Source organism: Bradyrhizobium sp. 33ap4, assembly GCF_032654765.1.
GTDB classification, from domain to species: Bacteria; Pseudomonadota; Alphaproteobacteria; order Rhizobiales; family Xanthobacteraceae; genus Bradyrhizobium; species Bradyrhizobium australafricanum.
In genome coordinates this window covers 57,857-83,815 of record NZ_JAUMTJ010000009.1, presented here as the reverse complement: position 1 = coordinate 83,815, position 25,959 = coordinate 57,857, and the positions used below count along the sequence as shown (strand labels likewise).

The following is a 25,959-nucleotide window of genomic DNA, read 5'->3' as shown; positions in this document are numbered from 1 at the left end:
GGAGTGCAGGACCCGTCCCGATTGCGCGGAGCGATTGCGATGAGGGAGGCTACGATGGATTTTTCGCGGATGTCGGATGGGATCCGGCTGCATCACGCCTCTCATCGCCACGATGGGCACGATGGTGACGACGAGTCGGGTCCGGCACCGAGCAGCCCGTTTGCAGGGCTCGATGCGCATCCCGCGACGTCGAATTCCCCGCCCTATGACTCTGGCCTAGGCCAATCCGTCCATCCCACCGCGTCGGGGGTCGGCACGGGCGGCCACGTCGGCAACCACACTGCAGCGAGCCTGGATGCTTCGGCAACGAAGCCTGCTGCCGGCGCATCGCATTCCGCGACGGGCATCGCTTCGATCGAGAGCGGGGCGAACACCGCCGGGAACGGCGGAGACGGTTACTTTTACGGAGGTATCATTCACGCATCCCTGTTGATCTATGAACCGATCAACATTTCGGTGAGTTTGGGATACGGCTCGGCCGCCGTGGCCAACCAGTCGAACGATTTGAATGTCGATCAATCCGCCTTTCAGATCGCCGGCGTCGGCGGACATGGTGGGAATGACAACCTTGCATCGGGAGGCAGCATCAGCGCTTCCCTGGGCTCCGGCGTGATCGGGAGCGGCGACAACGGCGCCGGAAACGGCGGCAGCGGCTATTTCTCGGGTGCGTTGGTGGACGCTCCGGTGGTGATCTATCATCCGATCAATATTGCGGTGGCGAGCTCAGGCGGCACGGCCCATGCAAGTCAATCGAACACAGTCGACATCGATCAATCGGCTACGCAGGTCGCGGGCGTCGGCGGCAGTGGCGGAAATGGCAATGTGGCCGTCGGCGGCAGCATCATCACGCTCGACCCCAGCTGGGGATCAAGCAACGGAGGGAGTGTCTGGGACGTTCAAACGGGCGGGAGTCAGGCCGGCAATGGCGGCGACGGCGCGTTCCACGGGAGTCTCGTGCATTCCTCGATCTTAGTGTACGACCCGATCAACATCGCAGTCGCGGGCTATGGCTCCAACGTTCATTCAGTCCAGACGAATGACGCCAACGTGGATCAATCCGTAGTTCAGATCGACGCTATGGGCGGGCACGGCGGCAATGGCAACGCCGCGACGGGCGGCCATGCAAGCCTTCTTTCCCACGGCTTGTGGGGCGGCTCCGACACCATTGCGACCGGCTCGAACGGCGCAGGCAACGGCGGCAACGGCTATTTTGCCGGCAGCCTGATCGATGTCAGCGTCGCGATCTATGCACCCATCAATATCGCAATCGCGGGGCCCCATTCGACGGCCGTGGCCGATCAGGTCAACAACGTGCACATCGACCAGAGTGCGGTCCAGATTGCCGGACTTGGTGGGGACGGCGGCTACGGCAATCTCGCGCTGGGTGGCGATCTTTCCGCCCATCTTCTGTCCGATCTTCACCTGTTGGCATAGCGAAACATCGCACCGCTCGCGCAGGCCGGTCGCAAGGTAGCGGACTCCCTGCGCATGCAAATCTCGCGCAGGGGCGCCTCCCGATGTTTCGAGCTCCGATGTTGCGCGACGAATGTCATACTTTCGTACGTAGGTCGACCAAGCCGGATGGTGTCCGATTTGACATCTATCGGCAGCGCGCATCGCCGGATCAGACTCGCCCGTGCGCGTCCGCCTGATCGGGATGGATGATGCACGACAGCCAACACAAGGACGGAGGCTCAAATGTTGCCCAAGGCGATCAGCATCTCGGATTCGATCGAATTCAAATCGATCAACACCGGTGGTCAAAGTGTCGGAAATGGCGGCGACGGTACCTTCAAGGGAGCTATCATCAGCAAGCCGACCCTCAACTTCGATCCAACCAACAAGGCAGAAGGCGCCGATGTGCATGTGAACACCGGCGACCACGTCACTCAGACGGCAGATTGGGACGCCGGCGGCGCGAACGCGACGGCCTCGGTGTTTGCGAAGGCCCATGGCGGAAGCGCCGAGTCGAACGGAAGCCAGAAATCCTACAGCGGCCACGATACCTCCAAGGTATATGCCAATACGGATGCCACCCAGATCAACAAGCTCGCGGTGGACCAGCACCAGGAGGTCCTGGCCGGCATCGGCGGCAATGGCGGAGACGGCAACGCCGCGCTGGGTGGAGAAGTGAGCTTCCACCTCGATACATTCTGACCATCGGCTCGTCCGACCGTGGCGGGACCGGCGGCCTTTGCTGCCGGTCCCGCAGTTCAAGCCGATGCCCTTCTTGGCAGATCGCGTTGGCCGTCGGGCAAGTGCGCCGGACTTCGATTTCAGGCGGTGACGATCATGCTGATGCCGCCCATTCGGTTGCCTGTCCTGCCGCAGATCTCGACGCCACTGCACGCGGCCCTTTGGTCCTGTGCGGGACCGCTTGGTCTCGTATTCGCATATAGCTGCAGCTACAACCTGCTTTTGTTTGCGCCCTCCATCTACCTTCTTCAGATCTACGACAGGGTGTTGTCGAGCCGGAGCGGCGACACGCTGCTCCTGCTCACGCTCATTGTCGCGATCACGGTCGTGGTCGGCGGCGTGTTCGATGCCTTGCGGCGCGCTGTCCTGGGTCGCCTTGGCGCCTGGCTCGACGATCGGCTCCGTCCTTGCGTGCTTTCGGCCAGCCTCGAATCCGCGTTTCGCAGCGATTGGACGCGGGCGTCGGACGCATATCGGGATCTCACCGCGCTGCGCCAGTTCATCGATTCCGGCGCATGTCCGATGCTGTTCGACGCACTCTGGGCGCCCCTGTTCCTCCTGGTCCTCTTTCTCATCCATCCCCTGCTTGGCGTGGTAGGCGCCTGCTGTGTGGCTTTCCTCTTCGCTCTCACGGTTGCCGGAGATCTGGTTACCGAGGACGTTCTGCTCAGATCCGGCGCCGCGCTGTCCAGAAGCTACGGCCGCCTCCAGGCCGCCGCAGGCAACATCCATATGATCCGCGCCATGGGAATGCTCGATAGCGCTGCGCGCGCGATCTATCATGACGCGCAGGAGGCACGCAGAGAGCACGATGTGGCAGTCCGGCGAAGCGAGATCGTGATGCTGGTCACCAAGCCGATCCGCGCGCTGTCGCAGGTGTTGATAATGGGGGCTGCCGCGTGGCTTGTCCTCGAGCACGGAAAGAGTCCGGCGATCATTTTTGCTTCGACACTGATGTTCAGCCGCGCGCTCGCGCCGGTCGAAAGTGCGATCGCAGGCTGGAAGTCACTCAGGACGGCCGTGAGTGCCTGCCAGCGGCTCGGCGCGGTTCTCGCCGCGTCCCCCGCCGCCGCCGGACGGCAGGATCCGGAGGTTTCGCAGCGGCAAGCATCGAGCGGTCTCGTTGTCGACAACGTCGGCGTGAGGCTATCAGGGACCAACCACCTTCTGCTGAACGGTGTCTCGTTCACGCTCGCGCGCGGAGAATGCCTTGGCGTTATCGGTGCGTCCGGGTCAGGCAAGTCGCTGCTTGGCCGGGTGATTGCCGGGCTGTCGACGCCAACCCATGGCTGTGTCCTGCTCGACAATACCGACGTCTCGCTGCTTCGCGAGGGCCTAAGCGGTCACCGTCTCGGTTATCTCCCCCAGGACATCGACCTGCTCGGCGATACGATAAGCGATATCATCGCACGGCTTGATGATGCCGATCGGCGGAAGGTCGTGGAAGCGGCCAAGCTGGTCGGAATTCATGAGGCGATCATGCGCCTGCCGAACGGGTACGACACGGTGATTCACCGTGAAAAATCCTTCTCGCGCGGATATCGGCAGCGCCTCGGTCTTGCCCGGGCCTTTTTCGGCGGTCCACGCCTGATCGTTCTCGACGAACCGAATGCCAGTCTCGATTACGGGGGCGAGCGAATGCTGCTGGACGCTATCGAGCGCATGAAGCTCGCCGGTGTCATCCTGGTCGTCGTCACTCATCGTATGGGTCTCCTCGCAGCCACAGACAAGATTGCCATTATGGAAGAGGGGGCGGTCGTCGCTTTCGGCGACAGCGAGGAAATCTTTGAGCGGCACCTGAACCGACCCCAGGTTACATCGCGGATTGCGCCATGATCCGGAACCCTCTCACCATCTGGAAGCTTCCCACGATATCGAGGCTACCCGCGATCTGGGACCAGCTCGTGCGAACGCCGGCAAGCCCCCCGCTCGCCGGACGGCTCGGAGTCGTGGTTACCGCGATCGACGATTTCGAGCCCCTCGAATATCCATGGTGTGCGACCCCGACACCCATCTCTCCGCGTAGACGGCTTCGCGGTATCACGCTGGCGGGCAACCTGCTGGTGCTCTGCTTCATGCTGGGGCTTGGCACATGGGCGTGCCTCGCGCCTCTCGAGAGCGCCGCGATCGCTTCCGGCGTCGTGGAATCAGAATCGAGCCGCAAGACGATTCAGCACCTGGAAGGCGGGATCGTCAGGAAGATCCTGGTTGCGGACGGCGATATCGTGCGAAGCGGACAGACGCTGATCGCGCTGGACGACACACGGCCCGGTTCGGAGGTGCAAAGCCTTCAAGGCCAGTTGTGGGATGCAATTGCTCGTGCCGCACGGCTTCAGGCCGAGCAGCAGAACTTCGAGAGCATCGCAATCCCGAGCGCGCTGGAGCAGGACAGCAAGCGAAATGGGGTGGCCGCCGCCGCGGTATCGGCGCAGCAGTTCATTTTTCTGGCGCGCCGGCAGGTTCATGAGTCGCAGCTTGCGGTCGTTCGCGAACGGAGGCTTCAAGTCGAGAGGGAGATCGAAGGTCTCAAGGCTCAGCAGAACGCTACCGGGCAGCGGGTCGACATCGTCCGGGAAGAACTGGATATGGTCACGACGCTCGTGAACAAGGGACTCGAACGGCGGCCGCGGCTTCTGAACCTGCAACGTGAACTGGCCGACGTTGAGGGGCGCCGCGGCGAGATCACCGCGCAGATTTCTCGCGCCGGGCAGGTCATCAGCGAGCAGCAGGCCACATTGTTCAAGCTCGAGAGCGACAGGCAGAGCGAGATCGCACAGTCGCTTCGTGAAGCACAGAACCAGATGTTCCAGCTCCGCGAACGGTTGCTTGCGGCCAGGGATCAGCTATCGCGAACGGAGGTGAAGGCGCCTGAGGACGGCGTGATAACCGACTTGCGGATCCATACGACGGGCGGCGTCATCGGGGCGGGTGCTCCGCTCATGGAGCTGGTGCCGCGGCAAGACCGCCTCATCGTGACCGCCCGCCTGAGGCCCGAGGACATTGATGTGGTTCATCCCGGCCTCAATGCCGAGGTGCATCTCGTGCCGTACAATCAGCGTCGCGTACCGCGCCTGAAGGGAATCGTCGTGCACGTATCGGCAGACCGGCTACTCGACAAGCGTACCGACCAGCCATACTACGCGACCAAGATCCGGATCGACGATGCGCAGATCGCCGCAAACGACTTCCAGATCGTCCCCGGTATGCCGGTTCAAGTGTTCATCACCACGGGGCGCGGTACCGTCGCACTTTACGCGCTCAGGCCCCTGCTCGACAGCTTCCGCGGTGCATTCAGAGAGGATTGATCCCGCTCAGCGTGACTAGGTCTCCGGCATTGGGGCTGTGCCCGGGTCGTGATCGCGATTCTGCGCGAGCGACCGGCCGCGCCAGCGGAGGACCGCTTCCGTGCGATTGTGAGCGGCACATTTCCTCATGATATGCTGAATGTGCATTTTGACGGTGCTTTCCGAGAGCTTCAATTTGGCTGCGATCAGCTTGTTAGGCAGGCCGAGCTCCAATTCCGCGAGAACGTGCTGCTCTCGAGGCGTGAGACCGCTCCTGTCGATGGCCGCCCTGGCTGCCTCGTTCATCAGATATGCGGACGCAAGCCCGCGCGCGTCCGGCGGATCGAAACCCGGCATCCTGTTCATCTCGGCGACCGGCAACGGCCTGTAGACGCCGCCGACAAGAACAAGGCGCAGGCCGGCTATGACGACCTCGATTGGTAGCGAGGTGGGAAGAAAGCCGCGAACACCCCGCTGCATCGCGGCTTGCGCGGTCGGCTCGTCGTCATGGTTTGACAGGATTGCGACGGCGGCATTGGGACAGTGCTCGGCCACGAAGGCGAGATCGTCCTCGACCGAGGGATCGCCGATGGGCTTGTCCGCGATGCTCAGCAGCACCAGACGAACGTCGCGGGTTGACATGCAGTCCAGGCCTCGGACCGTTGCCATGTCGAGGATCTCGAAGTCGGCCAATTCCCGCCTGAGGACGTTGAGAATACATGTGCGGGGCAACAGGTGCGGCTCGATGATCACCAGAACCGGTACGTGAAGCGCTCCATTGAGCCGTTTTGAGGTTATGTCGTCCATGATTTCCTCGGAATGAAAAGAATTTCTGCGACAGTCCCATCGATCCGTATTGCGCATTTACCGTTGCGGCATTCATCCTGAATGCATCATCACGCGCAGCCCCGACATCAGGATCGCATCCATTGCGGGATAGCCTGGCGCCTCGGTGGGAAATTCTTTCCGCTCAAATCATTTGGACGCGCGCCGTGGCGCGGTCGACGCATCCCCTATTTGCAGATATTTCGATACGCCGTTGACGCCGCCGACCCCGACTTGCCGTCGACGACATACGCTTCATCCTCCTTCACAAGATACAGAAACGGCCTCCCTCCAGTCTCTCCGCCCGACGCACTTCTTCCTTTCACGCGCCCGCAAATCGTATCCACGGCGCGTCCGAACGTGTTCTTTCGCATGGCGCGCTTCATGTCGCTGAATTCGGCCGATCCCGGATCCTCTATCTGCGCTGCAATCGTGACCTTCGCTTTGGTGAGGACAGGATCTGCCATGTCCGCGGCGTGTTCGGGTGTCGGGACGTTGAAGTCGGATCGTAGCCATGTCGTTCTGTGAGCCAAGGAGTTGAGTGTTATAGTTGTCTTCCTAAGACCGCTTGGCCTCCGACTTATTTTGCCGGGGTTGCAGAATTCGATTTGACGATCGCAGGCGCGGGCGCTAACGCCGCCGGCACTGGCTCCGTGGGTCGGGCGACTGCAACCTTGTCGAAACAGGGTCTTGACTCACACCCAAGGAAATCCCCTCGGGAAGGCGCGAACCAGCCAAAGCCGATCAGGATTCCTGCCAGCGCTCCGACAAAAAGCAGTCCCATCCGATTCCCCTCCTCGGGAGCTCGGCTCGCACTCATAACTAGGACTAATTCCGCGCTGGTGATCCTATCTGTTGCGCAAAAGCGTTAAGCGCTCATTAAGCGCGCGGGGTTGGGGCGATAGGACGAACCCCTACGGCGATATCGGGTTCAGCGTCGGCTTCCGGAAGCATGGCGGATGCGACGAATAATGAGTACACACCCTAGTTCTGCGGGTTGTCCTCGCTTGGATACACGCCGCGCAGCACTTCCTCGAAATGATCCTTGACGGCGTCGTTGCACAGGCAAGAGCGCTGCCGCAGCTTGTCCGCGTCGCGGATCACGATCGCGCCGCGACGCGTCTCGAGCACGCCTTCCGCCTTGAAGTTCTGGATCACGCGGCTGGTGTAGCTGCGGCCGACGCCGAGCAAAGTCGAGAGCTGTTCATGCGTGAGTGGCACCATGCCGTTGCCATTGGTGCGCTCCATCGCCGAGATGATCCATTTCGCCGCGCGCTGCTCGATCGAGTGGATCGCATTGCAGGCGGTCGACTGAAAGATCTGCGCCAGCATACAATCGGCATAGCGCGCGAAGATGTTGCGCACGGAGATCGACGTCAGCTTGGCGGCGTCGAGCTTGCTGACCGGCAGCCGCGCGAACGGGCCGCCGAACTTGACGGTGATGCGGGTGTAGGCCGGCAGGAAGCCCTGGCTGACGATGCCGCCGACCGCGCCCTCGCGACCGACCAGGATGGTCTCGACATCGCGGCCGTCCTCATTGGGCACCATGTAGGACGCAAGGCTTGGCCCGCATGGAAAATGCACGGTCTGGACGTCGTCGCCGGGATTGTAGAGCAGATCGCCGGCCGCGGCCTCGACCAAGGCAAGGTGCGGCGCGATCAGTTCGTAATCGGCGGCGTTCAGCCGGCGCAAAAGATTGTTGAACGGCCGGTCACTCGTCCCGGCCAACTCGGTCCGTTTCGTGATCATTGGAAATCCTGAGAACCCAACGCGGACCATAATCGGAAAGTTCCCGGATTTATGTTCACTAGTGAACAGACGCGGCAGCCCGCGATGTGATGGGTTTCACCTCGGGAACAGCCGGCGTGCTTTCAGGCGCCGGTCGCGGGCCAATCCGGCCGGACTGATCCGGTCTTTCATCCATGCTTTAAAAACGGAAACTGGCACGCCATGGACTTCACCCCCAATGCCGGCACGCCCGGTGACGTCCTCGTGGTTGAGGACGATCCGATCATCTCGCTCTATTTCGAGGACACCATCCTCGGCTTCGGCGCCCGGACGGTGCGCACCGCCACGAACGTCGCCCGGGCGCTCGAATTGATCGCCGAACGCGCGCCGGATTTCGCGCTGCTCGACGTCGGCCTCGTCAGGGGCGAGAAGACGTTCGCCATCGCCGAGCGGCTGGATGCGCTGAAGGTGCCGTTCGCGTTCGTCACGGGCTATGGTGCGGACATCCGGCTGCCGGCATCGCTCGCCGACAAACCGCGGCTGACCAAGCCGTGCTCGAGCGAGGCGCTGGAGGCGGCGCTGCGAAACGGACGTTGACGCATTGCCGGCTTCGGCCTCGCCGTCGGCGCGTTCGTCGTCTACCATCCAGCCTGTCGGATTCGGTGACGCAAGCGCTTCGGGAAAGCGTCATGGTGGTCAGGATATTTGCCGCGCCCGCAGCCGCGCTCGCTCTCGGGCTGCTGCCAGCGCCGCCGTTCGGCTCGGCCGTCGTCGGTCGCTTCGTGTCGCCAGCTCTCGCTACGCCGGCCGCACTCTCGAGCGAGCAATCGGCCGCGCTTGAGACCTACGACAAAGCCCTGAAGGGCTTCGAGTCGATCCTGCGCCAGCGCCGCGCGCAGATCGATGCCAATCAGCCGCTGCCCGACTTGCCGGGTCAGGCGATCTATCTGGCCCGTGTCGAGATGATGAGCGCCTACAAGGACCTCACCGATGCGCTTCCGTCCAGGATCGGTAGGCCCAACAGATTCGGAATCCCTCCGGCCTATTTCGACGCCGACAAGGAGCCGCTGCTCGATGAGTACCGGAAGCTCTTCGACGTCATGGAGGCGCCGCCCGCCGGTGCGCAAACATCCGATACGCCATTCAAGGACGTGGTCGATCTGGCGACGGTGATCGCGCGGGCCAAGGGTCTTGACGCCGCCGACGCCGCCGTCGCGGGCCGTATCAGCCTCGGCCTCTTCTTTGCCGAGACGAACGGCAAGCAGAATGCGGGCAATGCACGATCGAACACCTATAAAGGAAGCCTGCAGACCGGCCCGTCCGAGGATCGCGACGGCCGAAGGAAATGGGCCGCCATCAAGGGGTCGATCGCGACGCTCGATCCTGCGCTGAGCCGTCGCGACGACCGGGAAGAGGCGCGGGTCGGCAACCTCGACCACAGGTTCAATCACTGGACCGCCGTGCGGGACGGCCTCATGAACGCACACGCCGAACTTTTCCCGCAGGTCGCGGCGATCCAGAAAGCGCTGCCGGACCCGATCGATCAGATGAAGGTCTTTGAGCTGATCCAGATCATTCCCACGCCGACCAGGGCAGCGCTCAAATCGGGCAACCTCGTCGGCTACAGAATTTCCGATCCCAGGATCATGCGATATCTGCGCAACAACAGCATCTTCGCGTTCGGCCGGGCCGACCGGGTAAGAACATCCGCGACCTTCCGCGAGATCCTCGATGCGATGTGGCTGTTCAACGCCAAGTTCGAGCAGGCGCTTGCCAAGTTCAAGGAGATCAAGTCGGGCAAGCCGGGCTGAGGAGGAGTCGATCGCTCGGCCGTCAGGGTGGACCGAGCAGCGCCCATCGCGGCTCGCAGAATTCCTTCACGGCGGAAGCAACGCTGCTGCTGATGAGGTTTTGGCGCTCGGGCGAGTCCATCTCGCGTTCCTCGTCCCGGTTGATGATCGAGCCCGCCTCCAGCAGGATCGCGGGCATCGCGGTCTTTCTCAGCACGATGAGTTCATCATTGCTGTAGACGCCGGTATCCTTGTTCAGCAACGGGTGCTGGTAACGACCCATGATGGCCTGGCTGTATTGCTCGGCATAATGCAGGCCCTGGGCCTTCATTTCCCCGGCGACCAGTTCGGCGAACCGGAGGCTGGTCTTGAAGTCCGGATTGTCCCGGGAGACGAACACGGAGTAGCCGCTGAAGCGGTCGCTGAAGTGGCTTTTCTTGCCCTCGAACTCCCAGTCCTCGAGCATCTTGTTGGGCACGGAGTCATGGTGGATCGACATCAGCAGATCCGCGTGCAGATTGTTGGCGGCGGCGACCCGCTTGAAGAGGCTCGGTCTCGCTTTGCCTTCGGTCAGTAGCAGCCTGGTTTCGGTAAAGCCTTCGGCCTTCAACCTCTCCTCGATCAGCCGCGCAAGGCGCAGGTTGAAGGTGAACTCGGCGACATTCCGCGCGCTGATCGCGCCTTCCGATTGCGCGGTATGTCCGACATCCAGCACGATCCGGAACGTCGCGGGATCGCATTTGGCAGCGGCCGGCTTGAGAGCCGAAAGCGGCAGGGTGACTGGCCCAAGGGCGGCCAGCCGCATGGCGCGGTGCCTGGGCGGAGCGCGGTGCCTTGCCAATTTGGCAGCCCTTGTCGCCTTCGCGCGCTTCGGCGACTTGGCATGCTTGGGTGAGCTCCTGAAGAGATCGGGCAGCCAGCCGGCATCGCTGACTTCGATCGGCAGCAGCGCGAACACTGCGATCGCGACGACCAACAAGCGGCGAGGCCGAAACCTCGCAACGCTACCACTGAGCACGCGAAAGAATTCGCAGCGCCTCATGCTCCGCCCCTCCGGGCCCCCAGCATAACGGCTCCGACATCGGTACCGGAAGATGCCGGGGAGGTCCATCCCCGGCAATCGCGTTGCCTCGCCTTGGCGGCAAGGCCGTCAAGACCAAGAGTCCGGTTCCGTCGTGGCTGTGACCGAACTAGTGTCCCGAATCCGAAGTTCGCATCATTTGCCGCACCTTCGGAGCGAACTTCGGATTCGATAAGGACACTAGCAAACTTATAATTCTAGTGTGCTTTATGAATGCGAAGTGCGTGAAAGTGGCTGCCGCGAAATCGCACGAACTTCGCATTCAGCACACTAGACCGGCTTCGGGTCGAGCGTGATCGCCCACAGCTCGGCGTCGACGCGGTCGCGCAGGCTTACCGTCATCTGCCCGCTCTTGCCGTCGATCTTGACGTGGCCGAAGAACTGCATGCCGGCCGACGGCGGCAGGTTCTGGTTGCCTTCGCCCGGCGCCTTGATGAACTTCACCTCGGGGCCGAAGGTGTTGTCGAGCTCGTTCGGACCGAACGTGCCGGCATGCAGCGGGCCGGAGACGAATTCCCAGAACGGATCGAACTCCTGGAACTGGGCCTTGTTCGGGTTGTAGTAGTGCGCGGCGGCGTAATGCACGTCGGCGGTCAGCCACACCGTGTTGACGATTCCCGCGGTCTTGATGAAACGCAGTATATCGGCGATTTCGAGCTCGCGGCCGCGCGCCGGGCCATCGCCCTGCGCAAAGGCTTCCGAGCCCTTCTTGTTGGCGGCATCGTCATAGACGATCAGCGAGAGCGGCATGTCGGAGGCGATCACCTTCCAGGTGGCGCGCGAGTTGAGCAGCGCGCGCTTCAGCCAGGCCATCTGGTCCGGGCCGATGAAATAGGCGTCGGGGCCATACTGCTCCTGCAGGTTCGGGCCGTTGGGGCCGCGATAGCTGCGCTCATCGAGCATGAAGACGTCGAGATGCGGACCGTAGCTCAGCGTGCGATAGACGCGGCCCGGCTCGACGATACTCTCGCGCATCGGATACATCTCGTGGAAGGCCTTTGCCGCGCGCGCCGCGAGCACGGTGATGTCGCGCTCCTTGTAGGCCGCCGGCAGCTGTTTCGACAGCGACCAATTGTTGGTCACCTCGTGATCGTCCCACTGCACGAAGATCGGCACCTCGGCATTGAAGGCGCGGACGTTGTTGTCGAGGAAGTTATACTTGTGGGCGGCCCGGTATTCGTCGAGCGTCTCGGCCACCTTCGCCTTCTCGGGTATAGTGACGTTCTTCCAGATCTTGCCGTCGGGAAGCTTCACCTCGGACGGGATCACGCCGTCGGCGTAGATCGTGTCGCCGGAGTGCAGAAGGAAATCCGGAGCGTGCTTCTTCATCGCGGCGAAGGTGATCATGCCGCCGTCGTCGGGATTGATGCCCCAGCCCTGGCCGGCGACATCGCCGCCCCACACGAAGGAGACGTCGCGGCGGTCGCTCGGCGCGGTGCGGAAGCGTCCGACCACCGGCTCGCCGACGATGTCGATATGGGCGAGGTCGCGGAAGCGGACGCGGTAGAAGATGTCCTGGCCGGAGGGCAGGTTCTCCAGCAGCATCTTGGCGGTGAAGTCGCTCTCGGGCAGCGCCGTGATCGGCGGCAGTGTATGGGCGTCCTTGAACGATTCAGTGGTCGCGACCTCGACCATCATCTGCGCCGGCCGGTCCGCACGCGCCCACACCACGCCGCCGTCGACGCCGACATCGCCGGACTGCACGCCATGGGTGATCACGGGACGGTCGGCGGCGCGCGACAGATAGGGCATCGCAATCACGCCGGCGCCGGCCGCAGCCGCCGTGGAGAGAAAGCGTCGGCGGGTGAGATTTCGCGAGAACCGGATCGTCATAGGGAGCCTCCTCAGGTCACAGCGACAATGCGCCGCAGGCGCGCCAAGACCTAGAAAAACTCCATGACGGAGAGATTACAGCGGCGGGAGTGCGGGACGTAAGGGAACCGCATCTGTCAGGCTCCCTCTCCCGAGTGCGGGGGGAGGCAAGGGGGATTTGCGGATAAAGATTGGCGGCGCCCCTACGCCGTGCCCGCCGCCCTGAACTGCGTCGCAGCCCGTTGCAAATTCTGCGGCATGCTGAACAACAGCGCCTTGCGGTCTGCGACGGCGTTATGAAGCTGCTCGAGCGCGATGTTGAACGCGGTCAGCGTGCCTTCCTCGATCGCGCCGTGCTCGAAGCAGTCCAGCGTGTGGCGCAGGATGTCGTCGGCCTCCGCCTGCATCTGGTCGAGTTCCTCGATCGAATCGCTGTGCCGCGCGGCTTTCAGCATCTCCAGCAGGCGTTCGCGCTGCGAGGTGTTGGTGTTGCGCTCGTCCTGCTTGAGATAGCCGGCGAACCACGCACCGGCCGAGCCCATCGCCGAGAACGCCATCAGACTCCACCAGATGTAGTCGCTGTAGCGGTCGAGGAAGGTTTTTTCCTCGCCGTCGACAAACGCGGCGGCGCCCGGATGCACCGGAATGGTGGCATCCTTGTCGGTGTCCGGCGTCTCGATCTTGGCGGCGAGCGGGAAATCGGTCTTGAGCGACTGCCGGATCGCGAACAATTGCCGCGTGAATGCCGCGACCGTCGAGTCCGACAGGCCCTTCCGCGCAACGATGTGGTGCGAGAAGCTGATCGTCTTCACCTCATCATCGGGCCGGTCAGCGGAGCCGAGCGAGCCGGCGGGGATTTCCGCGGCCTCATAGGCCGGATGGTTCTGCGCGATCGCCTCGGAGGCGTCGATCGCAAGGAAGCTGGGCTCGCCGCCGTCGCGGACCGACGCCGTGATCGCATCGATCGTGATCTTGCTGTTGGCCGGGCCGACGGCGAGATAGGCGTCGGCCTTGAGGTTCTTGATCGCTTCCGCCGCCTCATTGGCCGGGAATTGAACGATCTCGACCTTCATCGGGTCGACGCCGTATTGCGTCAGGATCAGCTTCAGCAGATTGACATTGGCCGGGGTGCGGCCGACGACGCCGATCTTGCGGCCGGCAAGCTGCGCGATCTTGGTGATCCGCGCGGATTTCCGAACCTTGCCCTTGGCGGGCGGAACCCACATCACCACGACATTCTTGCGCAGGGTCGCGACCGCCTGGGCATTCTTCGGCACCTCAAGATCGCCGCGGATGATGGCGAGATCGGCCTTGCCGTCGGCCAGCGTCTGGGCGCTGGCAGTGGCGCCCTCGGTCTGCACCGGCCTCAGCTTGACCTGGGTGTTCTGCTGGTTGTTGAAGGCCTGCGCCAGCGCCTGCACGACCTTGACGTCATCGCTGTTGGCAGGACCGACCGCGATCCGCAGCGTCACCGGACGCACGGCGAAATAATAGCCGGCCAGCAACGTGCCGATGATGGCCAGCGCGCCCGCGATCAAAACGAACATCAGCCGCCGCTTTGCCGAACGCAGCGGCTTGGGCGACATGCTGGCGGAGCCGTCTGTCATCGATCTCGCAAACAATCGTCGGGGCTCAATCTCGCAAAACTACCAACGCGCACACATCCTCTATGTGTAGCAAATTACTGAACGGACAGATGTTACAACTCCGTCATGGTTACCAGCGGCGATAGGACGCGATTTCGGCCTTAATTTGGGCGTGGATCCCATCCCGGAGGCCGGTTGTTAGGCTAAAGTCGGCGTCAAACGGGAGGGTTACCATGGTCGAACGGCTGTCAGCGGAAGCAAAGAAGGCCGCCCTTTGGGAACTGGCCGGCTGGTCGGAGATGTCCGGTCGCGAGGCGATCGCCAAGACTTTCGTGTTCAAGGACTTCAACGAGGCCTTCGGGTTCATGGCCCGCGCCGCCCTGGTCGCCGAGAAGAGCGACCATCACCCCGAGTGGAAAAACGTCTACAAGACCGTCGAGGTGGTGCTGTCGACCCACGATGTCGGCGGGGTGACCAAGCGCGATATCGACCTCGCCAAGGCCATGAACGCGATCGCAAGGCAGCTTGGGGTCAATTGACTCCGGCGCGTGGAACCTTGCGCGGGTCCGCCGATGTCCCCAGATTCGCATCGTCCGCCGCCGAACTGGCGCGGCGTCGAGGAACCTTGCGATGACATCGAGCGAACCCGGCGTGGGATTTGGGCCTGCCGATCGGCTGGCGCAGGACCCCGAAAGCGTGCGCCGCCGTTTCTGGATCAAGTTCAAGAAGGTGGTGGCGAGCCTGCCCTTCGCGGAGGACCTGCTGGCCGCCTATTACTGCGCCTTTGACCGGCAGACGCCGCGCCATGTCCAGGCGGCGCTGCTCGGGGCAATCGCCTATTTCATCCTGCCGTTCGATTTCGTGCCCGACATGCTGCCGATCCTCGGCTTCACCGATGACGCCGCAGTGCTCGCAACTGCGCTCCGCATGGTGGCAAGCCACATCACGCCGGAGCATCGCGATGCCGCCCGCGCCGCGCTGAAGCGCGGGGTGCCGGAAGAGGAGTGAGATCTGCCTTCTCCTTCCCCCTGAAAGGGGGAAGGTCGGGAAGGGGGTCAGCCACAGGCGACGCTGCAAGCCGGCAGATTTGATCCCCACCCGCTTTGCTCTCGCGAGCAAAGCGACCTCCTCTTTTCAAGGGAAGGTTATGATGCATCCCGGATTTCGCTGCGCTCCATCCGGGCTACGAAACTTTCGATCCGTCATCCTGAGGAGCGCGAAGCGCGTCTCGAAGGATGTACGGCCACCAGCGGGGCCGTCGACCCGTCGAGACGCGCGCAAGAGCGCGCTCCTCAGGGTGACGGAGACGGTAGGGAGCGCCATGGTAGTCCGTTCGGCTCCTTCCGGGCTGCGCAATCTCGGTTCAGCTTCCCGGATGCAGGATCACCTTGCCCATCGCCTTGCGGCCGGCGAGCACCTTCAGGGCTTCTGATGTCTGCGACAGCGGGAAGGTGCGGTCGACATGCGAGGAGATCTTGCCTTCCGCGGTCCACTGCACGAGCTTCTCGAGGTTCTTGCGGTTCTTGTCCGGATTCTGCCGCGCCCAGGCGCCCCAGAACACGCCGCGGATATCGCAGCCCTTCAGCAGTGCGAGGTTGAGCGGGATCTTCGGAATCTCGCCGGCGGCAAAGCCGATGACCAGGAAGCGGCCTTCCCACGCGGTCGAGCGCAACGCGGCTTCGGCATAGGCGCCGCCGACCGGATCGAACACGATGTCGGCGCCCTTGCCGTCGGTCAGCTTGCGCAGGCCCTCTTTGAGATCTTCCTTCGCATAGTTCAGCGTCAGCTCGGCGCCGTGTTGCTTGGCGAATGCCAGCTTCTCGTCCGACGAGGCGCAGGCAATCACCTTCAACCCCATCAGTTTGCCGAGCTCGCACGCAGCAAGGCCGGTGCCACCGGCGGCCCCCAGCACCGCGAGCGTCTCGCCCGGCTTCGGGCTCGCGCGATCTTCCAGCGCATGCAGCGCGGTGCCGTAGATGATGATGATGCCGGCGGCGCGGTCGTAGTCGAGATTGTCGGGAATCTTCACGATCGAATTCGCCGGCAGCGCGATCTTGTCGCGCGCGCCGTTGTGGCCGCAGGACGCGACGACACGATCGCCGACCTTCAGGTCAGTGACGCCGGCGCCGACGCTTTCGATCACGCCGGCAACTTCGGCAGCCGGCGAGAACGGGAACGGCGGCTTGATCTGGTACTTGCCCTGGATCATCAGGATGTCGAAGAAATTCAGCGCCGCCGCCTTGATCGCGATCACGGCTTCGCCGGTAGCCGCCACCGGATCGGGCACATCAGCCAGCACGAGATCGTCAGGTTGACAGTATTGCGAGCAGAGGATGGCTTTCATGGACACACCTGAGTTTCGGACGCAGAAAGAGCTGCAAGATCTTGGACTACAAGCTTCATGCCGGATTTGCGGCGGAGCGACAATACAAAGCGGAGGGATCAAACTATGTTTGAAAAAGGCCTGCTAGCAAAAAAGCGCATCCTGATCACCGGCGGCGGCTCCGGCCTTGGTGCTGCGATGGGCTACCGCTTCGCCGAACTCGGCGCCGAATTGATCATCTGCGGGCGGCGCGAGGGGCTGCTGGAGGAAACCGCAGCAAAATTCCGTAGCGAGCTCGACGCCAAGGTTTCCATCGCGCGCTGCGATATCCGCGACGGCGCAGCGGTCGAAGCGATGATGGATCAGGTCTGGCAGGACGCGCCGATCGACGTGCTCGTCAACAATGCTGCCGCAACCTTTATTGCGCAGAGCGAACATTTGTCGTTCCGTGCGGCGGACGCGATCCTCGCGCCGACACTGCATGGCACGATGTACTGCACGCTCGCCGCCGGCCGCCGCTGGATCGACGGCAAGCACAAGGGCGTGGTGCTCTCGATCCTGTCGACCTCGACCATCACCGGCCGCGCGTTCACGGTGCCGTCCGCGATGGCGAAGACCGCCGTGCTGGCGATGACCAAGAGCCTGGCGGTGGAGTGGGGCCCGAAGGGCATCCGCACCGTCGCGATCGCGCCCGGCGCGTTCCCGACCGCAGGCGCGACCGGACAGTTGCGCCCCGAAGGGCGCGGCGAGAGCTGGGCGCATCGCAATCCGCTCGGCCGCGCCGGCGAGCATTCGGAGCTCGCCAATCTCGCGACCTTTCTGATCTCGGATCAGGCCGGCTACATCAACGGCGAGATGGTGGTGCAGGATGGCGGCTCGCACTTACGCAGTTCCGGTGCCGAGGACCTGCTGCAATGGACCGATGCGCAGTGGGAGAAGCAGCGCGCTGCGCGCGCCAAGTGATAACGCGTCGCGATTACGCGCCCGACGGTGAGCGGCGTTCGCCTTTCAGCCTAACTGCCTTCCCAAAAAAGCGTTTCCCGGTTATCCATCCGAGCCGGCGGAGGGGAATCGCCGGGCCATCTTGCAGTCACAATGATGGGGGAACCAGTTGGCCGTGCGGCAGATTCTGACATCACTGGTTGCTTGTATCCTGGGCGGGTTCATCACCCTCGCGCCGGCGCAGGCCGCGCCCAAGAAGGATACGGCCAAGGAAGCAGCCAAGCCGGCGCCTTCGGCCGCGGCGGCTGCGGCCGGCGGCGCGGAGCCGACGCTGATCGGCCAATTCGGGACCTGGGGCGCGTACACGGCATCGCCCAACGGCAAGAAGGTGTGCTTTGCGCTCGCCAAGCCGTCGTCGTCGAAGACCAATCCGGCGAACCGGCCGCGCGATCCGGCCTATGCCTTCATCTCCACCCGTCCGGCGGAGAAGGTCGTCAACGAAGTCTCGATCATGATCGGCTACACGGTGAAGCCGGGCTCCGAATCGACGCTTCAGGTCGGCGGCGGGACCTATGCGATGTACACGCAGGGCGACGGCCTCTGGATCAAGAATGCGGCCGAGGAGGAGCGGATGGTGGAATCCATGCGCAAATCGGCCGAACTGACGGTAAAAGCCGTCTCGGCCAAGGGCACCGAGACGACAGACACCTTCTCGCTGAAGGGCCTGGCGCAGGCGCTCGACCGGCTCGGGCAGGACTGCCGGCGCTAGAGCATGATCCGGAAAAGTGTGAAGCGGTTTTCCGGAAAGATCATGCTCTAAAAATCGACTTAAGGCCTGAAATCGAGGTATTCGGTGGCTTTCCAGCACCGGCTGGAAGGCCTATTTGAGGTTTCATGACCGACACCGTGACCACCCATGCCGTCTCCGGCGCCAGCGCGCTGGTCGAGAAGGTTCCGCTCGAGACCTACGTGCCGCCGGCCAAGCCGTCGCTGATCGGGCTGTCGCGCGCCGAGATCGCCGATCGCCTAGGCGAGATCGGGGTGCAGGCCGGCCAGCGCAAGATGCGCACCCAGCAGCTCTGGAACTGGATGTATTTCCGCGGCGCCAAGAGCTTTGCCGAGATGACCAACGTCTCGAAGGACATGCGCGCCGAGCTCGAGAAGCATTTTACCGTCGATCGTCCCGAGGTGGTCGCCGAGCAGATCTCCAACGACGGCACCCGCAAATGGCTGCTGCGGCTGCCGAGCGGCGACAAGGTCGAGCGGCCGCACGAGGTCGAGTGCGTCTACATCCCCGAGACCGATCGTGGCACGCTGTGCGTTTCCTCGCAGGTCGGCTGCACGCTGAACTGCGCGTTCTGCCACACCGGCACGCAGCGGCTGGTGCGCAACCTCACCGCCGGCGAGATCGTCGGCCAGGTTATGGTGGCGCGCGACCGGCTGAATGACTGGGCCGACCGCGAGGACGGCACGCGCCGCGTCACCAACATCGTGATGATGGGGATGGGCGAGCCGCTCTACAATTTCGACGCGGTGCGCGATGCGCTGCTGATCGTCGCCGACAATGAAGGCATCGGCATTTCGCGCCGGCGCATCACGCTGTCGACCTCGGGCGTGGTGCCGAACATCCAGCGCACCGGTGACGAGATCGGCGTGATGCTCGCGATCTCCTTGCATGCGGTGCGCGACGAGCTGCGCAACGAGCTGGTGCCGCTGAACCGCAAATATCCGATCAAGGAATTGCTGCAGGCCTGCCGCGATTATCCCGGCGCCTCCAACGCCCGGCGCATCACCTTCGAATATGTGATGCTCAAGGGGGTCAACGATTCGCTCGATGACGCCAAGCTCCTGGTGAAGCTGCTCAAGGGCATTCCGGCGAAGATCAATCTGATCCCGTTCAATCCGTGGCCGGGCACCGCCTACGAATGCTCGGACTGGGAGCAGATCGAAAAATTCTCCGAATACATCTTCAACGCCGGCTATTCCTCGCCGGTGCGCACGCCGCGCGGCCGCGACATCCTCGCCGCCTGCGGCCAGCTCAAGTCGGAGACCGAAAAGCTCTCCGCCCGCGAGCGCCAGGCGCTGCGTGCGATGGCGATGACGGATTGAGTGTGACGCCCTCCATGCAATCCGTCCTTGCGAGGAGCGAAGCGACGAAGCAATCCATGCCTCGGCGAGCTGCGAGATGGATTGCTTCGCTCCGCTCGCAATGACGGGGAGGTCGTAGCATGGCCCTGATCGGCCGCCTGTTCGTCGTCGCCTTCGGCTTCCTGATGGCCTGCTTCGTGGCAGGGATCATCGTGGTCGTCGCGGTGCTGTATCCCGAGATCAGCGATTTCGGCGGGCAGATCGACCAGAGCGCGATCAACGTTGTGCTCGGCTTCGGGTTCATCTTTATCTCAGGCTTTGCGCTGCTGCCGGCGTTGATCGTGGTGCTGATCACCGAGGCGTTCTTCATCCGGAGCGTGCTGGCCTATGCCGTCGGCGGCGCGATCGTCGGCGCGGCCTGCTATCTCGGTCTGGTTCCGTTCGATCCCGATACGATGCAATTCCACGGCATCGTGCGCCGGCACATGGAGATCATGACCGGCGCCGGCATCGTCGCGGGCCTGGTCTACTGGCTGATCGCCGGCCGCACCGCCGGCGCCTGGCGCGAGCCGGCGCGACCGTTGCCGCCGCCCCCGCCATTGCCGTCGCAATCGCAGCGGCCGTGACCTCGTCCAGAGTGCCAACATGGATTCGAACCAGAGAGCCGCATCCGCAATCTTGGGAAGCGTGATAAGCGCGCAGTCGGGCAAATTGTCACTTCCCGAGCTTGAACGAGATATCCTCGCTCAATTGCCGGCGATCGACTCAACCTTGCCCAGAGCGACCCGGGAACTTCTGGATGGACTAGTATTGAGCGTTTTTCAGGCGCAGACGAAAAATGGTGCTGCAGCGCTCAATACTCCGCGGCAGTTTAACTACGACGAAAATGAAGGTGTCGATCACCTGTTTGATCAAGCGGCAAATGCCCTTCGGGCTTACTTGAAATGATTGCGTCGCCTCATCCGCCTCGGCTAAACCGCGCGCCATGAACCGGACCGGACTTTTCATTGCGCTGGGGCTGGCGCTCATCATCGGCATCCTGTTCGGGATCTATCCCGAGCTCGACCTGAAGCTGGCGGCGCTGTTCTACGATGTGGCGCAGAAAACCTTCCCGCTGAAGCTCGACGCGGTGGCGTCGTTCGCGCGCGATGCGGCGATGTGGATCGCCTGGGCGCTGGTGCTGCCGGCGATCGTGACCATCGTCTGGAAATTCATCCGCCCGGACCGGCCGATGCTGATGTCCGGCCGCGCCGCGGTGTTCCTGCTCACCACGATGCTGCTCTCGGCCGGCGTGCTCACCAATTTCACCTTCAAGAATTATTGGGGCCGGCCGCGGCCGGTGTTCGTGACGCAGTTCGGCGGCGACCTGCAATTCATGCCGTGGTGGGACCCGCGCGGCGGCTGCTCGCGCAACTGCTCGTTCTTCTCCGGCGAGGGCGCCACCGCGTTCTGGACCTATGCACCGGCGGCGCTGACGCCGCCCGCGTGGCGGCCGCTGGCCTTTGCCGGGGCCACCGTGTTCGGCATCGTCACTAGCGGGCTTCGCATGGCCTTTGGCGGCCATTTCTTCACCGATGTGGCGATCGCGGGCCTGGTGTCGTTCTTCACGGTCTGGCTGTTCTACGCGCTGATCTACCGCTGGGCAGCGACCCGGCTGACTGACGCCCAGGTCGATGCCGCGCTGACGCGCCTTGCGATGCCCGGCTACCGGTGGATGCAGCGCTGGCGCCGGGGCGGCAAGGCGGCGTCCAGCCAGACCGAGGCCTGATTTGGGCCTGATTAAAGGCGTGCTCAGCGTTCGGAAATTTGATATCGCCACCCCGGAAACATCATTGATTTCGACCGATTGGACCGTCCCATGAGTACGATTCTGAAAAGCCTGCCCACTGGCGAAAAAGTCGGCATCGCGTTCTCGGGCGGGCTCGACACGTCGGCGGCGCTGCTCTGGATGAAGCTGAAAGGCGCCAAGGTCTTCGCCTATACCGCCAATCTCGGCCAGCCCGACGAGGCCGACTACGACGCGATCCCGCGCAAGGCGGTGGATTTCGGCGCCGAGAAGGCCCGCCTCGTCGATTGCCGCACCCAGCTGGTCCATGAGGGCATCGCCGCGATCCAGTCCGGCGCGTTCCACATCTCGACCGGCGGCATCACCTATTTCAACACCACGCCGCTCGGCCGCGCGGTGACCGGCACGATGCTGGTCGCGGCGATGCAGGAGGACGGCGTCAACATCTGGGGCGACGGCTCGACCTTCAAGGGCAACGACATCGAGCGCTTCTATCGCTACGGCCTGCTGACCAACCCGAGCCTGCGCATCTACAAGCCCTGGCTCGACCAGCAGTTCATCGACGAGCTCGGCGGCCGCGCCGAGATGTCGGCGTTCATGACCGCGCAAGGCTTCGCCTACAAGATGAGCGCGGAGAAGGCCTATTCGACCGACAGCAATCTGCTCGGCGCGACGCATGAGGCCAAGGATCTCGAGAGCCTTGCGAGCGGCATCACCATCGTCAACCCGATCATGGGCGTGCCGTTCTGGCGCGCCGATTGCGACGTCAAGGCCGAGAAGGTCGTGGTGCGCTTCGAGGAGGGGCAGCCGGTCGCGCTGAACGGCAAGACGTTTGCAGATCCGGTCGCGCTGTTCCTCGAGGCCAATGCGATCGGCGGCCGCCACGGCCTCGGCATGAGTGACCAGATCGAGAACCGCATCATCGAAGCGAAGAGCCGCGGCATCTATGAGGCGCCCGGCATGGCACTCTTGCACATCGCCTATGAGCGCCTCGTCACCGGCATCCACAACGAGGATACGATCGAGCAGTACCGCATCAGCGGCATGCGGCTCGGCCGCTTGCTCTATCAGGGCCGCTGGTTCGATTCGCAGGCCTTGATGCTGCGCGAGACCGCGCAGCGCTGGGTGGCGCGTGCCGTCACCGGCGAGGTGACGCTCGAGCTGCGCCGCGGCAACGACTACTCGATATCAAACACCGAGAGCCCGAACCTCACCTACGCGCCGGAGCGGCTCAGCATGGAGAAGGTCGAGGGCGCCGCCTTCACGCCGGCCGACCGCATCGGCCAGCTGACGATGCGCAACCTCGACATTGCTGACACCCGCGCCAAGCTCGGCCTGTACAACAAGACCGGCCTCATCTCGAGCGGCGAAGGCTCGCAGATCTTCCAGCTCGAGAACGACAAGGACTGAGGCGGCACCCTCTCGCCTTGTCGTCCCGGGCAAGCGAAGCGCGACCCGGGACCCATAACCACCGGCCATGGTTATGAAGCACGCTGGTGCTCCAGCGCGCTTCCACGGCTCCTCCCTGTGGTTATGGGTCCCGGCCTTCGCCGGGACGACGTGGGGAGAGAGGCCTGCCTACTTCACCCTGAGCGCATCGAGCAGCGAGCGGAACGCGCGCGCGTAATCGGTGCCGGTCTTGCCGATATCCGGCCCCGCGGAGACCGCAACCGCGGCTTCCGTCACCGCGCCGAGCAGCAGCCGCGCCAGCGGCTCGATCGGCTGCCTGGCGATCACGCCGGCATCCATCGCGGCAGCCAGCGCGCGCGGAAACTTGCCGCCGAAATGCTTGGCGTCGATCTCGCGCCAGCGTTCCCAGCCGAGCACGGCGGGGCCGTCGCGCAAGATGATCTGGCCGGTCGGGCCTTTCGAGCACGCCGCGAAATAGCCCTGCGTGCCCGCCGCCATCGCCGCCAGCGGATCGTTCTCGGCGCGCGAGATGCGGTCGAGATCGGCAACAAGGTCGATCGACACCTGCTCGAACACCGCCTCGAACACCGCCTCCTTGGTCGCGAAGTGATGATAGACCGCGCCCTTGGCGACACGCGCGCCGGCGGCGATGTCGTCCATCGTCGCAGCGGCGAAGCCGCGCTCGCCAAAAATGCGCCGCGCCGCCTTGACGATGGCGGCTCTGGTTTTCTCGCGCCGTTCGGCCTGGGTTGCCATCATCCATCTCTAGCCCAGGTTCCGTAGTCGCGCCAGTTGACTTACCGACTCTTGGTCGATAAATACCGACTATCAGTCGGTAAATGGAGAGTGCTTATGCCTTCGCTCAAGACGTTGCAAGCCTTCGCCGACACGGTCGAGTCCAACGACCATGTCGGCGCGATCAGGAACTTCTACGCGGTCGATGCCCGCACCCAGGAGAATGACGGCGAGTGGCGGGTCGGCCGTGAGGCGCTGGCGGCGCGCGAGGCGGCGGTGCTGGCGGCGGTCGCCGGCGTCAAGACCACGCGGCTCGGGCCGCTCCTGCTCGACGGCGATCATTCGGCGATCTGCTGGCGCTTCGAATTCACCGGCAAGGACGGCAAGGTCCGCAGCATGGAGGAGGTCGCCTGGCAGACCTGGCGCGGCGATGAACTCGTCGAAGAGCGCTTCTTCTACGATCCGCAGCAGATGGCGCGCTGAAATCGCGCCGGCCCTTGCGGCAATACGCCCCGGCGCCGCCTCATTGCGCCGTCATCCGCCGCCACTAGCCTCCGCCCCGATGCGCATGATGCGCAAGGGCGGAGCATCGATCATGATCAAGCGAGTTGCCGGCGTGGCCGTCACGCTGGTGTTGTCGGCAGCGCCGGCGTTCGCCCAGACGATCTATCCGATCGATCGCGCCGATATCCTCGTCGGCGCCAAATTCGACTTCAAGGTCGACCTTCCGGAATTGGTCGATCAAGCAAAGCTCAAGGTCACGCTGAACGGCGCGGACTATGCCGCGGTGTTCGGCCAGGGCGGCACATTCACCGCGCACGAGGCCGGCCGGGAGCAGTCGGCGTTGTTGCTGCGCGATGTCTCGCTCGTCAAGCCTGGGCAGGTCGCCGTCGAAGTCAGTGACGGCACGCAGAGCCGGACCGTGAGCTGGACCGTCTACGACACCGGGGCACGCAAGGCCAGGAACGTGATCCTGTTCATCGGCGACGGGATGTCGCCGTCGCATCGCGTCGCCGCGCGAATCCTCTCCAAGGGAATCGCGGAGGGCAAGAGCCGCGGCAAGCTCGCGATCGACGACATGCCGCATATGGCGCTGGTCGCGACCGCCGGCTCGGACTCGATCATCACCGATTCGGCGAATGCCGCGAGCGCCTACGCCACCGGCCACAAGGCCGCGGTCAATGCGCTCGGCGTCTACGCCGATCGCACGCCCGATCCGCTTGACGATCCGAGGGTCGAGACCATCGCGAGTCTTGCCAAGCGGCGGGCGGGCCTCGCGGTCGGCATCGTCACCAACACCGAGGTCGAGGACGCGACCCCGGCGGCGATGGTTGCGCATACCCGCCGCCGCGCCGCCTATGACGCGATCGTCGCGCAATATTTCGACGCGAAGCCCGACGTGCTGATGGGCGGCGGCTCCGCGAACTTCCTGCCGCAATCCGGGTCCGGATCGAAACGCAAGGACGATGTCGACTATCTCGCGCGCTTCCGCGACGCCGGCTATCCGGTCGCGACGACCGCAGGCGAACTCGCCACGCTCGCGGCCAAACCGGACACCCGCCAACTGCTCGGCCTGTTCGCCGCCGGCAACATGGACGGCGCGCTCGACCGCAAATTCCTCAAGGGAGGCGGCGTCAGGAAATTCCCCGAACAGCCGGACCTGACCGAGCAGGTCCAGGCCGCGCTCACGGTGCTGTCGAAGCACGAGGCCGGTTTCTTCCTGATGGTCGAGTCCGGCCTGATCGACAAATACGCCCATCTGCTCGACATGGAGCGCGCGGTCTACGACACCATCATGCTCGACAACGCGGTGCGGCTCGCAAAGGACTGGGCGAAAGCGCGCAACGACGACACGCTGATCCTGGTCGTGGCCGACCACAACCATCCGAACAGCCTGGTCGGCACCATCAATGACGACATGGTGGCGACACCCAACGTGCCGCTGCGCGAGCGCGTCGGCGTCTACGAGAAAGCCGGGTTTCCGAATTATCCGGCGCCGGACGCCGAAGGTTATCCGTCAAGGGTCGATGTCAGCCGGCGCCTTGCGATCTTCTCGGCCAGCCTGCCGGATCACTACGAGACGTTCCGCCCGAAGCTCGACGATCCGAACGAGCCGACCGTGAGGGGCGACCAGCCCGACACGTTCAAGGCCAATGACAAGTACAAGGATGTCCCCGGCGTCGTGCTGCGGTTCGGCAATCTGCCGGCGATGATCGGCGCCAGCGTGCATTCCGGCGAGGATGTCATCCTCACTGCGACCGGGCCGGGCAGCGAGCGCGTCCACGGCTCGATGGACAACACCGAAGTGTTCCGCGTGATGGTCGAGGCGCTGGGGCTGGGTGCGGGCAAGTAACGGATGATGAGATTGAGACG

At 63.7% G+C, this 25,959-nt stretch carries 25 protein-coding genes; 17 read left to right on the top strand and 8 right to left on the bottom strand.

The genetic code is table 11. The features are described from left to right. Positions 1–54: 54 nt before the first annotated feature. The 4 genes from Q2M23_RS09315 (at position 55) to Q2M23_RS09300 (ending at position 5,501) form a co-directional block, all read left to right on the top strand. Positions 55–1,434, top strand: a complete 1,380-nt coding sequence (locus tag Q2M23_RS09315; protein WP_316395383.1) for a hypothetical protein — start codon at positions 55–57, stop codon at positions 1,432–1,434. Between the two features lie 264 nt (positions 1,435–1,698). Continuing rightward, positions 1,699–2,157: a hypothetical protein gene (locus Q2M23_RS09310; RefSeq protein WP_028343759.1), complete on the top strand. Its 459-nt coding sequence runs from the start codon at positions 1,699–1,701 to the stop codon at positions 2,155–2,157. Positions 2,158–2,292: 135 nt separating this feature from the next. Further along, positions 2,293–4,032 (top strand): type I secretion system permease/ATPase, encoded by a 1,740-nt coding sequence (locus Q2M23_RS09305; RefSeq protein WP_316395382.1) that lies wholly within the window; start codon positions 2,293–2,295, stop codon positions 4,030–4,032. Beyond that, complete coding sequence (locus tag Q2M23_RS09300) at positions 4,029–5,501, top strand: HlyD family type I secretion periplasmic adaptor subunit (protein ID WP_316395381.1); 1,473 nt, start codon at positions 4,029–4,031, stop codon at positions 5,499–5,501. The genes Q2M23_RS09305 and Q2M23_RS09300 overlap by 4 nt, the downstream gene beginning before the upstream one ends. Before the next feature lie 15 nt (positions 5,502–5,516). On the opposite strand, the gene Q2M23_RS09295 is transcribed toward Q2M23_RS09300, so the two are convergent. From Q2M23_RS09295 to Q2M23_RS09285, 3 genes are all read right to left on the bottom strand, one after another. Next, positions 5,517–6,287, bottom strand: a complete 771-nt coding sequence (locus Q2M23_RS09295; RefSeq protein WP_057021302.1) for a response regulator transcription factor — start codon at positions 6,285–6,287, stop codon at positions 5,517–5,519. 206 nt (positions 6,288–6,493) lie between these two features. Continuing rightward, a complete protein-coding gene (locus Q2M23_RS09290; RefSeq protein ID WP_076834967.1) occupies positions 6,494–6,772 on the bottom strand; it encodes a hypothetical protein in 279 nt (92 codons plus the stop codon). Between the two features lie 517 nt (positions 6,773–7,289). Further along, on the bottom strand, positions 7,290–8,054 hold the full coding sequence (locus Q2M23_RS09285; RefSeq protein WP_057021301.1) for a Crp/Fnr family transcriptional regulator: 765 nt from the start codon (positions 8,052–8,054) through the stop codon (positions 7,290–7,292). A gap of 201 nt (positions 8,055–8,255) precedes the next feature. On the opposite strand from Q2M23_RS09285, the gene Q2M23_RS09280 reads away from it, so the two are divergent. Further along, positions 8,256–8,630 (top strand): response regulator, encoded by a 375-nt coding sequence (locus tag Q2M23_RS09280; RefSeq protein ID WP_229191914.1) that lies wholly within the window; start codon positions 8,256–8,258, stop codon positions 8,628–8,630. A gap of 92 nt (positions 8,631–8,722) precedes the next feature. Continuing rightward, positions 8,723–9,844, top strand: a complete 1,122-nt coding sequence (locus tag Q2M23_RS09275) for a hypothetical protein (RefSeq protein WP_253588476.1) — start codon at positions 8,723–8,725, stop codon at positions 9,842–9,844. Positions 9,845–9,866: 22 nt separating this feature from the next. Here Q2M23_RS09275 and Q2M23_RS09270 read toward each other — a convergent pair whose 3' ends face one another. The 3 genes from Q2M23_RS09270 to Q2M23_RS09260 all read right to left on the bottom strand — a co-directional run bounded on the left by Q2M23_RS09270 (position 9,867) and on the right by Q2M23_RS09260 (position 14,323). Continuing rightward, positions 9,867–10,799: an N-acetylmuramoyl-L-alanine amidase gene (locus tag Q2M23_RS09270; RefSeq protein ID WP_076835004.1), complete on the bottom strand. Its 933-nt coding sequence runs from the start codon at positions 10,797–10,799 to the stop codon at positions 9,867–9,869. 375 nt (positions 10,800–11,174) lie between these two features. After that, the gene (locus Q2M23_RS09265; protein ID WP_057021298.1) at positions 11,175–12,737 is read right to left on the bottom strand and encodes an alkaline phosphatase D family protein; all 1,563 of its coding nucleotides are present in this window, start codon (positions 12,735–12,737) and stop codon (positions 11,175–11,177) included. 182 nt (positions 12,738–12,919) lie between these two features. Continuing rightward, positions 12,920–14,323, bottom strand: a complete 1,404-nt coding sequence (locus Q2M23_RS09260; RefSeq protein ID WP_229160558.1) for a TAXI family TRAP transporter solute-binding subunit — start codon at positions 14,321–14,323, stop codon at positions 12,920–12,922. A 212-nt stretch (positions 14,324–14,535) separates the two neighbouring features. Between Q2M23_RS09260 and Q2M23_RS09255 the strand changes: the two genes are divergently transcribed. After that, complete coding sequence (locus Q2M23_RS09255) at positions 14,536–14,841, top strand: 4a-hydroxytetrahydrobiopterin dehydratase (RefSeq protein ID WP_168858057.1); 306 nt, start codon at positions 14,536–14,538, stop codon at positions 14,839–14,841. A 91-nt stretch (positions 14,842–14,932) separates the two neighbouring features. Next, complete coding sequence (locus Q2M23_RS09250; protein WP_057021296.1) at positions 14,933–15,310, top strand: YkvA family protein; 378 nt, start codon at positions 14,933–14,935, stop codon at positions 15,308–15,310. Positions 15,311–15,665: 355 nt separating this feature from the next. Here Q2M23_RS09250 and Q2M23_RS09245 read toward each other — a convergent pair whose 3' ends face one another. After that, a complete protein-coding gene (locus Q2M23_RS09245; protein ID WP_316395380.1) occupies positions 15,666–16,646 on the bottom strand; it encodes an NADPH:quinone oxidoreductase family protein in 981 nt (326 codons plus the stop codon). Positions 16,647–16,751: 105 nt separating this feature from the next. Here Q2M23_RS09245 and Q2M23_RS09240 point away from each other — a divergent pair, with 105 nt between their 5' ends. The 7 genes from Q2M23_RS09240 to argG all read left to right on the top strand — a co-directional run bounded on the left by Q2M23_RS09240 (position 16,752) and on the right by argG (position 22,851). Beyond that, on the top strand, positions 16,752–17,588 hold the full coding sequence (locus Q2M23_RS09240) for an SDR family oxidoreductase (protein ID WP_057021294.1): 837 nt from the start codon (positions 16,752–16,754) through the stop codon (positions 17,586–17,588). Between the two features lie 154 nt (positions 17,589–17,742). Then, a complete protein-coding gene (locus Q2M23_RS09235) occupies positions 17,743–18,336 on the top strand; it encodes an invasion associated locus B family protein (RefSeq protein ID WP_057021355.1) in 594 nt (197 codons plus the stop codon). 125 nt (positions 18,337–18,461) lie between these two features. Then, positions 18,462–19,676: a 23S rRNA (adenine(2503)-C(2))-methyltransferase RlmN gene (gene rlmN, locus Q2M23_RS09230; RefSeq protein ID WP_057021293.1), complete on the top strand. Its 1,215-nt coding sequence runs from the start codon at positions 18,462–18,464 to the stop codon at positions 19,674–19,676. A 119-nt stretch (positions 19,677–19,795) separates the two neighbouring features. Beyond that, positions 19,796–20,281, top strand: a complete 486-nt coding sequence (locus Q2M23_RS09225; RefSeq protein WP_316395379.1) for a hypothetical protein — start codon at positions 19,796–19,798, stop codon at positions 20,279–20,281. 19 nt (positions 20,282–20,300) lie between these two features. Beyond that, positions 20,301–20,603 carry a hypothetical protein gene (locus Q2M23_RS09220; RefSeq protein WP_156436599.1) on the top strand — a complete coding sequence of 101 codons (303 nt, stop codon included), beginning with the start codon at positions 20,301–20,303 and terminating at the stop codon, positions 20,601–20,603. A gap of 37 nt (positions 20,604–20,640) precedes the next feature. Beyond that, a complete protein-coding gene (locus Q2M23_RS09215; RefSeq protein ID WP_316395378.1) occupies positions 20,641–21,423 on the top strand; it encodes a phosphatase PAP2 family protein in 783 nt (260 codons plus the stop codon). A 90-nt stretch (positions 21,424–21,513) separates the two neighbouring features. Next, positions 21,514–22,851, top strand: a complete 1,338-nt coding sequence (gene argG / locus Q2M23_RS09210) for an argininosuccinate synthase (RefSeq protein WP_316395377.1) — start codon at positions 21,514–21,516, stop codon at positions 22,849–22,851. 168 nt (positions 22,852–23,019) lie between these two features. Here the strand turns inward: argG and Q2M23_RS09205 are convergent, their stop codons facing one another. Further along, positions 23,020–23,607, bottom strand: coding sequence for a TetR/AcrR family transcriptional regulator (locus Q2M23_RS09205; RefSeq protein ID WP_225163120.1), 588 nt, complete (start codon positions 23,605–23,607; stop codon positions 23,020–23,022). Positions 23,608–23,703: 96 nt separating this feature from the next. Between Q2M23_RS09205 and Q2M23_RS09200 the strand changes: the two genes are divergently transcribed. Then, complete coding sequence (locus Q2M23_RS09200) at positions 23,704–24,069, top strand: nuclear transport factor 2 family protein (RefSeq protein ID WP_253588480.1); 366 nt, start codon at positions 23,704–23,706, stop codon at positions 24,067–24,069. Between the two features lie 112 nt (positions 24,070–24,181). Beyond that, the gene (locus Q2M23_RS09195; RefSeq protein WP_316395376.1) at positions 24,182–25,939 is read left to right on the top strand and encodes an alkaline phosphatase; all 1,758 of its coding nucleotides are present in this window, start codon (positions 24,182–24,184) and stop codon (positions 25,937–25,939) included. Positions 25,940–25,959: the final 20 nt, after the last annotated feature.